Here is a 13,540-nt window from a genome sequence, read left to right as displayed (position 1 = left end):
CATCTTAAATTTTAAAAGTTGTGCAATAAGAGTATTTTTATAAAGTAAAATATTGAGGGTAAGCTTTTTATAATTATATAATAATCAGAAGTTTATATAAATTTAACAACTCGATTTCTATGACTTATCATCTTTTCCTATGAAAACACAACTACCACAAAAGCTTAAAAAATTATTTAATTTTTGTGCTTTAATAACACTATTTAGCTTCACAAGTTATGCCCAAACAACAGTATCTGGTGACGTATCAGGTAAGTGGACTAAAGCTAAAAGTCCTTATATTATTTCGGGGAGTGTAACAGTGCCTTCAGGCGCAACACTTACAATAGACCCTGGTGTAGAGATACGTTCTTCTGATTACAGAAATCAAATAAGTATAAATGGCACATTGATTGCCAAGGGAACTGTTACTGACTCCATTCGTTTTAAAGGTTTTGCTAATACAAATACATCCACAGTTTCTACACACGGGGGTTCTTTACAATTTGGGTCAGGTTCTAAGGGATCCCAATTGGAATATATAGTAATGGATCAATGGGGAGATATAAATTATTGGAGTTATTATGGTGCAATTTATATTAATAGCTCTGATGTAAGCATTACTAAGTCAACAATTCGCAATAGTGAAAGCTTTGGTATTAAGGTAGAAAACAATACAATTTCCCCAAAAATTGCGAATAATAATTTTCAAAATAACCCGTACAGTATTATATCATATATCAGCACTAGCTCGAATATTTCTTTAAACACTAATGCAAATATTAGATTATTTACTAATTATTCCACAACCCAAGATGGGACTTTAAAAAAGCAGGGTATAAACTCTTATTTTGAAATAAATAATAACACGCTTACAATTAGTGTTAGTGATACATTAACTATCGAACCCGGCACAGAAATTCGTTCAAATAATTATACTGATAATTTTAGAGTTTATGGCACTTTAATAGCCAAAGGTACTGCTACTGATTCTATTCGTTTTAAGGGTTTTGCTAATCCAAGTTATTCAACTTATTCTACTAATGGTGGTTCTTTACGTTTTGAGAGTGGCTCTAAAAATTCTCAATTGGAGTATATTTCAATGGATAAATGGGGAGATGCAAATTATTATGGAAATGCTATTTATATTAATAGCTCAGGTGTAAGTATTACGAAGTCGACTATCAGAAATAGTGAAAACTATGGAATTTATATAGAAAACAGTGCTATTTCTCCAACAATTACAAACAATAATTTTCAAAATAATCCATACGGCATTGGTACATCTTTAAGTGCTTGTTCCAATGTTTTTTCAAATATTAATGCCAGTATAAGGTTGTTTAGTAGTTCTACAACCCAAGATGGTATTTTAAAGAAACAGGCAATAAACTCTTATTTTATATTAGATAATAATACTGTAAATATTAGTAAAGACCACACATTAACCATTGAGGCAGGTACAGAAATTCGTTCAAACAATTATTCTGATGTTTTTAGAGTTTATGGCACTTTAATAGCCAAAGGTACTGCTACTGATTCTATTCGTTTTCGTGGTTTTGCTAATCCAAGTTATTCAACTTATTCTACTCATGGAGGTTCCTTACGATTTGAGAGTAGTTCAAAAAACTCGCAATTGGAATATATTTCGATGGATAAATGGGGAGATGCAAATTATTGGGGAAATGCTATTTATATCAATAGTACTGGGGTAAGTATTGCTAAATCAACGTTTAGAAATAGTGAAAATTATGGAATTTTTATAGAAAATAGTGCTATCTCACCAACAATTACTAATAATAATTTTCAAAATAATCCCTACAGCATTGGTACATCTTTAAGTGCTTGTTCCAATGTTTTTTCAAATATCAATGCCAGTATAAGGTTGTTTAGTACTTCCACAACACAAGATGGAGCTTTTAAAAAGCAAGGGTTAAATTCTTACTTTTTATTAGATAATAATTCCATAAATGTTAGTAAAGACGATACATTAATCATTGAGGCAGGTACAGAAATTCGTTCAAACAATTATTCTGATGTTTTTAGAGTTTATGGAACTTTAATCGCCAAAGGTACTGCAACTGATTCTATTCGTTTTCGTGGTTTTGCCAATCCAAGCTATTCAACTAATTCTACTCATGGAGGTTCCTTACGATTTGAGAGTGGTTCAAAAAACTCACAATTGGAGTATATTTCGATGGATAAATGGGGAGATACGAATTATTGGGGAAATGCTATTTATATCAATAGTACTGGGGTAAGCATTGCTAAATCAACGTTTAGAAATAGTGAAAGCTATGGCATTTATATAGCTTCTAAAAGTATTTATCCCACAATACAAAATAACAATTTCTTAAATAATCCAACAGATATTTTTGCTTATGTAGAAAATTGTGGATTTTTCCTAAACAATGTTAATGCCAAAATTTTATTGAATGGTGGATATATGGTATCTAACTCATCTTTACCATTTCCTGGCAAAAATGCTTATTATATACTTAATGGACAGTTAACAGTTCAAACAACTTATACCCTTACTATTGAGGCAGGAACAACTATAGATTTTAGTAAATCGTATAGTTTTTTGTCAATATATGGTACTTTAAGAGCTATTGGTACAGAGGTCTCTCCTATTCAATTTATTCGCCTACAAGCGCCTGATACTTATGCCTATGGTGGAAGCGTTTTTATAAATTCAAGCAGTACAGATTCTAGATTAAGTTATGTATTATTTGATAAATTAGGAAGTAGTTATTATGGTTATCCAGCCTTATCAGTCTATACTAATAATTTTTCTATCAATAATATCACAATCTCTAACTCTTTAAATAACGGCTTAGAATATTCAGCAACAGGCTCCCCCAGAATAAATACGTCCAATTTTTACAATAATAGTAAGTCGGGAATTTATGTAAGCAGTGGTAGCCCCATATTTGATAAATGTAATATCTATGGCAATACAGACTATGGTATAAATAATGTAAGCTCTTCAAGAGCCGATACGGTTGATGCTAGAAATAGTTATTGGGGAGATGCAAAAGGTCCATATCATGCAAAGCTAAACCCTCAAGGGGTCGGCAATAAAGTGTCGGATAAAGTAAAGTTTAATCCTTGGAAACAGCAAGCACTGAATGGACAAATTATAGATGTGGGTATTATGTCGGTTCTGTCACCTTTTACAGATTGCAATCTCAGTGATACTGTTTCAGTAAAAATTAGAATAGGTAATTTTGGAAATGTATCATTGAGTAATATCCCAATTACCTACAAAATTAATAATGGAACAAGTGTTATTGATACTGTTTCCAATACAACTATTCTCCCTGGCAAAACGTTAAATTATACTTTCAAGACAAAGGCTAAACTCTCGGCTCTCGGCACATACAAAATAACTGTTTTCACAAAAATGGCAAAAGACTCTGTTCTTGCCAACGATTCAACGTCCGTTACAATACAACATTTGCCTAATGTTTCAGCACCTTCTAATCTTATTCCTGCCAATAATTCTACGGGACACGACAATGCTGTTGCACTCTCTTGGACTTCTGTAACAAACACTACAGGCTATGACTTATATATTTGGAAAACAAATAATGTAATGCCGAGTACACCGTCAGTATCCAATATAAGCCAGATAGTTTATACAGTAAACAATTTGGAGTATGGCACGCAGTATAAATGGAAGGTGGTAGCTCGAAGAGTAAGTTGTAAAGCAGAAAGTGTAGTGCAAAGCTTTACAACTCGCCAATTACCAGATTTAATTATTGAAAGTATTACTGTTCCGCAAACCGCTGTCTCTGAAACAGATATTGTGGTCAATTTTAAAGTAAAAAACCAAGGAATAGGAGGGACAGGTTCAGTAGGCTGGTACGATGTAGTTTATTTATCTGATCAACCAAACTTAAATACGGGTTCGGAAATCTATTATATAGCCAGTAGTTCTAATTTAAGTGCCTTAACGTCGGGACAATCTTACCAAACTCAAAATTATACTTTTCGCTTACCTCAAGGGGCTCAGGGAAATTACTATGTGATTGTAAAAACGAACGATTACCGTTCGCTTACTGAGGGTAATACAACAAACAACCAAAGTGTTAGTAACCCTATCAAAGTATCTCTTGCTCCACCACCAGATTTGCAAGTAAGTTCAGTAATAGTTAGTCCTCTAAATACTTTTTCAGAGGATGAGGTTATTGTGACTTATAATGTTAAAAATTTGGGTACAGGCATTACAACCAACAAGCATTGGTATGATTATATCTATTTAACCAAAGACGAAGTATTAAACCAGAATACCGCTACTTTGCTATATACATACAGTCGAAATCAAGCATTAGCGGTTAATGGTGAATATACAGTGAGTACAAAAGTTAAACTACCTGCACGCATCAGTGGTACTTATTATGTGCATGTGGCCACAGATAGGCTTAATAATGTTTATGAATATAATAAAGAAGAAAACAATACGAACAAAAGCTCAGCATTAACGGTTGTTCAAAAGCCAACGCCAGATTTAACGGTGAATTCATTGAGCTTTTCGGTAGATAGCGTTTCTAATAATCAGCCTATTACTATTCAATGGATTACAGCTAATGACGGTGCCATTGCGGCTCAACCTTATTGGGATGAAAATATCTATTTATCTAGTGATGCTATTTTTAATAATGGTAATGATTTATCGGTTGGAAGTTTAAATCGAAGTGCAGTCCTTAACTCACTTAATAGTATCAGCGGACAACAAACGATTAATATTCCTACAAGTCTTAAAGAAGGTAATTATTACTTTTTTGTAAAAACCGATGCCAGTAATTATCTCTATGAAAATCCAGATGAAAACAATAATGTCTCAAAAGTCTCATCTGTCATTACAGTGGTTAATGCCGATTTAAAACCTACCTTAATAAACGCTTCCGCTACTGCTCAATCCGAGCAGAGTATTGTAGTGCAATGGAAAGTTAAAAATGATAGTCGAGCCAATATTATCAATAGTACTTGGACAGACAGAGTCTATCTTTCTGCTAATACTACTTTTGAATATGGAACAGACATTCTACTGGGAAGTGCCAGTTTAAGCCAATTATTAGCAAAAGGCTCAGAATATAATAAACAAGTTTCTGTGACTTTACCAGAAGGTATTTCTGGAAAATATTACTTACTTTTAATAACTGATGATAATAACAATATCTTTGAAAAATTTGAAAACAATAATATTTTCACCAAAGCTATTACTATCAGCCTTGCTCCATGGCCAGACTTACAGATAACATCAATTGTTGCTCCTTCAATAGATACTGTGGGTACTACAATAAATGTTCAATATACCTTAAAAAATAGTGGAACAGGTAATATTTCCAACAAAAACTGGACAGACTATATTTATTTGACACCCAGTAATAATGCAAATGAAGCTAGTCTTATTTTAATTGGTAAAGTCAGAGAAAATAGAAGTTTGGCGAGTGGTCAAACTTCCATTCAAAAGACATCATTCACCTTGCCGTCTTTAGCTGTTGGGAAATATTATATGGTCATTAAAACTGATTTAGATAAAGAGGTTTTTGAGAACACTGGTGAGGATAATAATTTATTGATTTCCTTAAAATTATTAGAATTAAAACAGATTATTATTCAGCCTATAGATCTGTCATTAAGTACAGGAAAAATATTAAGTAACACCGTTGTAGCAGGACAAACCGTGAATATTGAATGGACGGTAAAAAACAACAGTGCTTACCCAACCTCAGTTAGTTCGTGGAGAGATGCCATTTACTTAAGTAATAGCTCTGTATTAAATACGTATGCCGAATTATTATCAACAGTTAGCATTAATAACACGCTATCTGCTGGAGGAACTTATACCCAAACAGCTACAGTGACGATTCCCCAAACGGCTTCTGGGAATTTATATATTTTGGTCAATACAGACAGAGATAATCAAAACAATGACCCCAGCCGAGGCAATAATACTTTAGCCCTAAATACAGGTAGCGGTGGGCAAACCGTAGTAATCACCACGTCACCGCCAGCCGATTTAGTAGCCAAAAGTTTAACTGTTCCATCACAAGGAACATTATCTCAACCGATTGAGGTATCATTTACCATCAAAAACCAAGGAACAGGCTCTACGCCTGCTGATACTTGGGTTGACCAACTTTATCTTTCTACGGATATGACTTTAGGCAATGGAAATGATATATTAATAGGTACTTTTCAGCATACAGGCTCACAAACGGCTGGAACAGAATATACTACGAAAGGGCAAGTTTTTCTGCCTAATAATGTATCGGGCAATTATATTATTTTACTAAAAACTGATGCTTATGACAATGTCTTTGAACGCAATAATGAAGGCAATAACCTTGCTTTTGCTAACATTTACATTAATCCCCAACAACCAAGTGACTTATTTGCTTCCGACATAAGTGTACCCACTACTCCACAATATGCTGGAACAAATACGACTATAAGTTGGCAATTAAAAAATATTGGTACTAACAATGCCAATGGTTATTTACGAGAAGCCATTTATTTATCAAAAGATTCTACAGTAGATGCCAGCGATGTACTTTTTGGCGTACTTGACCAATATGCATATTTACCAACACAAGCCAGTGAAAAAAGGTCACTAACCAAATTATTAAGCAACATCACAGTTGGGGAATATTTTGTGATTGTGAAAACGGATATTCTTAACAATATCGTAGAAAGTAATGAAGATAATAATTTGGCAATTGCAGTAAGTAAACTAAAAGTAAGCGTTAAAGAACTGCCGATTGGCAAATTAACGGGAGATACTTTAGTAAATAATACACCTTTGTATTATCAGATTTCTGTTCCAGCCAATTTGGTGGGGGAGACGCTTTCTATCTTACTAAAAGGAGATTCTGTTCAAAATGCTACTAATCGTGTCTTTTTGAGTTTAAACAATGTTCCAGATGCAAATCATTATGATTTTGCCTCTACCATTCCATTCAAAGCCAATCAGGAAATTATTGTTCCTGCACTTTCATCGGGTATTTACTATTTAGCAGGTTTTGGTATTCATCCATCAAAAGAAAAACAAGCCATTAGTTTATTGGCTAAGATTATACCATTTAGTATTACTTCTGTTAATTCAAATAAAGGAGGAAATACAGGTTCTGTTACAGTAAAAATTGAAGGGGCAAAGTTTGAAAAAGGAATGACGATTAGTCTATCAGGACAAAACAAAGTTTATACCGCTACAAATGTTTATTACATAGACCAGTCAAAACTTTTTGCCACTTTTAACCTTAGTGCAGCACCTTTGGGTTTATACACTGTTATTTTGAAAAAACAGAATAACAGCACAACTCAACTAAAAAATGGCTTTGAGGTTATTAATGGTTCGCCTGGTGGAGTTGATGGTAGCTCTCTTTTCACTTGTTCTATACAAAACATTGGTTTTGATGATAACATTGGTTTGGATATTATTCGCCCAGAATCCATAAGAAGAAACCAAGTAGCCAAAATTACGATTGTCTACACCAATAATGGCAACGTAGATATTCCTGTACAAACAAGAATGTTTTTGAGCTTGGGTGGAGCTCCAATAAACTTTTCACCTGAGTTTTCAAAGCAAATACAAGAATTAGTGCTTGATTTTAAGGAATCAGATGGACCACCTGATGTGATAAGGGCGGGAGCTTCGGGCTTTATAAATATTTATAGCAAGGCAACTGCACCACTTTCTTTTATTATCACCAAATAATCAATAGAAGACATGAAGAAGCTACTTTTTTACCTATATTTCATCACGGTCTTGGCTACTGTTTCTATTTCAGTAAAGGCTCAAAAAACAATTACACCCAATATTCCAGCTCCACAGGGTTTGGCTGTGAATACCTATACTGGCAATCTCTTTTTTCAGAGAAACGAGCAAAGCCTTCGTGGTACTGGTTATCGAATTTATCAATCCTTTTACTATAATGCAGCAACCGACACGCTGAATTATGGATATGGTCGTGGATGGTCTTTCTATTATAATATATTTTACAGGGAATCGGGGGATTCCGTCATTATCTATCATGCTGATGCCAAAAAAGATGTTTTTTTACTTCAAAATGGCATTTATAAATCGCCCACAGGTATTTATGATGTTCTTACTAAATCTGGAACACAGATTACCCTAACCGCAAAAGACGGAAGTAAACATATTTTTGCAGAATCATCTCACAAAAAAGTAACTCGCATCCAAGACAAAAATAATAATTATGTAAGCATCAGTTACACGAGTGGATTTCCGACTAAAGTTACGAACACGTCGGGAAGAAGTTTGTTGTTGACTTGGCAAAACAATTTATTGATAGAAGCTAAGGACGAATCTGAACCTGCTAAAAAATATACCTATCAGTATAATAGTTCAAAAGACTTAGTATCAGTCACTGACCCATTGAATGGACGTAAGAACTTTTCCTATAAAAATCACCGAATAGCACAAGTTTCCGACCAAAATAATAGTCCTGTGGTGATTTCATATTATGGAAGTGGAGGAAGGGTAAGACAGATTACTTCTTGTAATTCAGAACAGCGTTTTACGTATTTGGCAAATCCGAGAAAAACTTTTGTCACACAAAAAACAGATATTGGGAATGTGGTGACAGGCTATTTTTTTGATGATAATCAACGGCTAACGGCTTTAACCGACCCAGAGGGCAATCAGGCAGAATTTAAGTATGATAATAATAGTAATTTAATAGAATGGAAAGACCTAAAAGGCTTAATTACAAAATACGAATACGATAGTAAAGGAAATATGATTAAAGAAATAGACCCTCTTGGGAATATTTCAGAATTCACTTATGATAATACATTTAATAACCCTATTACGATTAAAAACAAAAAAGGAGCAATCACCACGCTTACTTATAATGCTAATGGGAATCTTACCAGTATTACAAAACCTAATAATACTACCGAAAGCTATACTTATGATGCTGCTGGAAGAGTTTTGACTCATAAAAATGCTAATAATAATACAACGAGCTATCAATATAATTCAACAGGAGATCTTGCTAAAATTCAGTATCCTACCGGTGCAGTTCTTTTGGAATATAATGGTAGTTGCTGTAATGTAGGCAAAATAACAGACCCGAATGGAGGTACTGTTGAGATGACCTATGACCTTTTGAATAGGGTTAAGACCGTAAAGGATAAACAGGGAAATACAATTACGAACGAGTACGATGCTGTCGGTAATTTAATTAAAGAAAAAGACCCTGTTGGAAATGTTAAAGAGTATGGATACGATGCTTTGAATAGGCTTATTTCGGTAAAATTGCCCGTGGGAACTTGGGTCTATACTTACGATGGCCAAAATAACCTCACTAAAATGACGGATGCCAACGGACACGTTACCACCTATGAGTATGACAAAAAGAATCGCTTAAAAAAAGAAACCGACCCACTTGGAAACAGCATACAATACACGTATGACTTAAATGGAAACTTAACAAGTAAAATAGACCCTAATAACAATACGATAAATTATAAATATGACGAATTAAACCGATTGCTTGAGAAAAGCTATACGGGTAATACTGACAAGTATGCCTACGATGAAGAAGGTAATTTGGTAAGTGCTTTCAACAATGATATTGCCTATACTTTTGAATATGATGAGTTGAACCGCTTATTTAAAAAGAATATTCTAACATGGAACAAAGCATTGTCTTACACTTACGATGCAATGGGTAATCGTAAAACGATGATTGACCATGATGGTGGATTAACTACTTACAATTACGATAATAATAATCGTTTGATTAGTTTAACCAATCCTTCAAAACTTACTACTACTTTTGAGTATGACGCTGGAGGTAGAATGAAAAAGCAAATCAATGGCAATAAAACTTTTACCACTTATCATTATGATACCGCAGGACGTTTAGACAGTTTGATTAACTGGAAAAACAATACCGAAAAAATCTCTTTCTTTTATTATACTTTTGACCAATTTGGTAATCGTAAAACCATGAGGGATAAAAGAGGATTAAGTACCTATCAATATGACGGTTCTTATCGTCTGACCAGCGTTACTTATCCCGACGGCAAAACTGAAAGCTTTACTTTTGATGGTACTGGAAACCGAAAAGTGCGTACAAAAGACGGACTTACCACAGATTATACCTACAATGAAGCAGACCAAATACAAAAAGCAGGTAATATCGGTTTTGCTTTTGATGCCAATGGCAATACGATTCAGCAAACAGGTACACAGGCCAAAGTATATAAATATGATGCTGAAAATAGGTTAGTAGAGGTTCAATTAGCCTCAAAACGCAAAGTACAGTTTAAGTATGACCCTTTTGGTGATAAGATAGAGAAAGTGGATACTTTAGCTCAAATCACCAAAATGCTTTATGATGATGATAATTTATTAGCTGAAATGAATGGAAGTAATGCCACACAAGAAGCTTATACTACTGCTTTTGGTATGGATACTTGGTTAAGCAAAAGAATGGCTAATAATGATTATTTCTTTCATAAAGACGGTTTGAACAGCACTGTTGAAATGACAGAAAATAAAAGTAATGTAGTTAATCAATATACTTATGATGTTTATGGGAATATTTTAACGAAAGTAGGCAACATTGATAACGACATTTTATATACCAGTAGAAATTTTGAAAATGATATAGCATTATACGATAATAGGAATAGGTTTTATAATCCTTCTATCGGTAGGTTTTTGAACGAAGACACTTACCCCATTGGAGTTTCAGAACCAATGTTATTCAACAAATACAATTATGTAGCGTCAAACCCAACTAATTTTATTGATTCAGATGGTTTCATTCCTATTTTACCAATAGTTGTTTGGGGATATAGAATATATCGGACAGGAAAATTTATAAGTAAAGTTTATAGAGGATACAAGTCAATACAAAAAATAGTAGAAAAAGTTCCACAACATACTAATAGGAACTGTAAAAATGATAAGCCTACCGGAATCCCTGATTCAAAAGATGAGTTAGAGGGTTGGAGACGTTTCTCTCAAGATGAAAGTATATTTCATCAACCTAACATGTCTTTATTTGAAGCTTGGAGAACTAGTGATAATGAAAGTGTTAAGTTTCGATATATCAAATATGGTAAAGCAAATAGTGACGGTAGTTCTTCAGAGGCTATTTGGGATACTGAAGCAAAAAGATTTTTGAGTACTGGAGAACCTGGTGGACCCTCCTTTAATTATTCTGATCCAGTTGGAGCTAAAGGAAAGACTATTCATTTTTTATTGGATATGTTACCTCATTTTTTTAGTGATAAGTATACTGAAAATAATTGTCCACCACCACCATCTCAAGGTTCTGACACCCCAATCCCCAACACCCCAGAAGGAAATCCTTTTGGAGTTGCGATAGTTAATCCTTCAGATCCTAATGAAATCATTGGACCAACAGGCTATGATAGTTTAAAATGGGTCTCAAGTAAACAAAACTTGCCATTTAAAGTATTATTTGAAAACGACCCAGAGTTTGCTACTGCCCCAGCACAAAATGTAACAGTTTATGTGCCAATACATCCTAAATTAAACCCTGCTTCATTAAGAATCAGTGATTTTGGTTTTGGTAATTTTAATTTTACTGTTCCTCAAAATACCAGTGTTTACACGAATAGATTAGATTTACGAGATAGCTTAGGTTTATATGTAGATGTTACGGCTGGGCTTGATATTGCCAATAGGCGTGCTTTTTGGGTATTCCAAAGTATAGATCCTGCCACAGGGTTAACCTCAACTTTACCAGCCAACAGTGGTTTTCTGCCAGTTAATGACAGCCTTAAACATAATGGAGAAGGGTATGTTACTTTTACCCTTATAGCATCTTCTCTTGCTCAAACTAAAGATTCTCTAACAGCTCAAGCCAGTATTATTTTTGATACTGAAGAAACAATTAAAACCAATACTTGGCTCAATATTTTGGATGCTGTAGCCCCTACGAGTACCATTAGTAGTGTTACTTCCGTTGATGCCTACACAGCCCGTATCAAATGGACAGGACAAGATGATACAAAAGGTGTTGGAATAGCTTTTTATGATTTATATGTTTCAAAAGACAACGGTGATTTTCAATTATATCAATCCCAAATAAAAGGGAATACTTTAGATTTTAAAGGCAATACAAGCTCTTCTTATAAATTTTACACACTTGCTACCGATTTAGTTGGTAACAAAGAAGCATCTAAATCTTCCTCAGCCAATAGTATATTCTTAGGAATAACCTCACCTGTCATTGCAAGTAACAAACCCTCTGCTTGTACTGGTGAAAGCATAAACCTTACAGCCACTAACTGTACAGGAGTCGTTACATGGTCAAATGGGAAAACGGGAAATGCCATTTCGGTAACACTTACAGCAAATACCAATTTCACCGCAAATTGTACGATTAATGGAGAAAGAAGTATTGAATCTGATACATTAAAACTTCTTTGGAATGGAAGTTCACCTACCGCTACCCTTACAGGTACACAGACTATCGTAAGCTCTAATTCAGCTAAACTTACGGTGAACTTAACAGGAAGCAGCCCATGGTCAGTAGTAATCAATGGTCAGACGTATGCTAATATCACAGCCAGTCCTTATACCATTACAGTAACGCCAACAGCCAATACTACTTATACTTTAACAAGTGTAAGCAATGCCTGTGGAACAGTAGCCACGACTACCAACAACAGTGCAGTCGTAACACTGACCCCACAGACAATAGCTACCTCAAGTATCACTGGCAGTCCTTTCTGTTTAGGAGCAAAAGTCAATGTAGCCTATACAGCCACAGGAGTCATTAAGACAGGTAATGTATTTACTGCTCAGTTATCTAATGCCACTGGGAGCTTTGCCTCTGGAGTAACCACAATTGGTACACTCTCAAGTACGCTCTCTACTGGAACAATTGCTACTACCTTACCAAGCAATGTCACGACTGGAACAGCATATCGCATCAGAGTAATCTCTTCTAGTCCAGCAATTAATGGAACAGACAATGGTGTAAACTTAGCTATCAATGGACAACCTACCGCTACCCTTGCAGGTACACAGACTATCGTAAGCTCTAATTCAGCCAAGCTTACTGTTAACTTAACAGGAAGTAGCCCGTGGTCAGTGGTAGTCAATGGACAAACATACAGCAACATCACAGCCAGTCCTTATACCATTACAGTAACTCCTACAGCCAACACTACTTATACTTTAACCAGTGTAAGCAATGCTTGTGGAACCATAACTACAAATACCAACAACAGTGCAGTCGTAACACTGACTCCACAGACAATAGCTACCTCAAGTATCACTGGCAGTCCTTTCTGTCTAGGAGCCAAAGTCAATGTAGCCTATACTGCCACAGGGGTGATTAAGACAGGTAATGTATTTACAGCTCAGTTATCTAATGCCACTGGGAGCTTTGCCACTGGAGTAACCACCATAGGTACACTCTCAAGTACGCTCTCTACTGGAACAATTGCCACTACTTTACCAAGCAATGCCACGGCTGGAACAGCATATCGTATCAGAGTAATCTCTTCGAGTCCAGCAATTAATGGTACAGACAATGGT

Annotated in this window: 2 protein-coding genes; both read left to right on the top strand. The window is 34.9% G+C overall.

Annotation, left to right across the window (positions count from 1 at the left end):
* Positions 1–139: 139 nt before the first annotated feature.
* Positions 140–7,702: a CARDB domain-containing protein gene (locus VB798_RS21685; RefSeq protein ID WP_323689338.1), complete on the top strand. Its 7,563-nt coding sequence runs from the start codon at positions 140–142 to the stop codon at positions 7,700–7,702.
* Positions 7,703–7,714: 12 nt separating this feature from the next.
* Positions 7,715–13,540: RHS repeat-associated core domain-containing protein (locus tag VB798_RS21680; RefSeq protein ID WP_323689337.1), on the top strand; the 5,826-nt coding region annotated here is incomplete at its 3' end.

The sequence above is a fragment of the Arcicella lustrica genome (genome assembly GCF_034930985.1).
GTDB classification, from domain to species: Bacteria; Bacteroidota; Bacteroidia; order Cytophagales; family Spirosomataceae; genus Arcicella; species Arcicella lustrica.
Note: the sequence above shows the minus strand (reverse complement) of the source record. Positions and strands in the feature narration are given on the sequence as shown.

Coding starts and splice junctions, on each gene's coding strand:
- VB798_RS21685 (WP_323689338.1), top strand. CDS start 140: ATGAAAACACAACTACCACAAAAGCTTAAAAAATTATTTAATTTTTGT.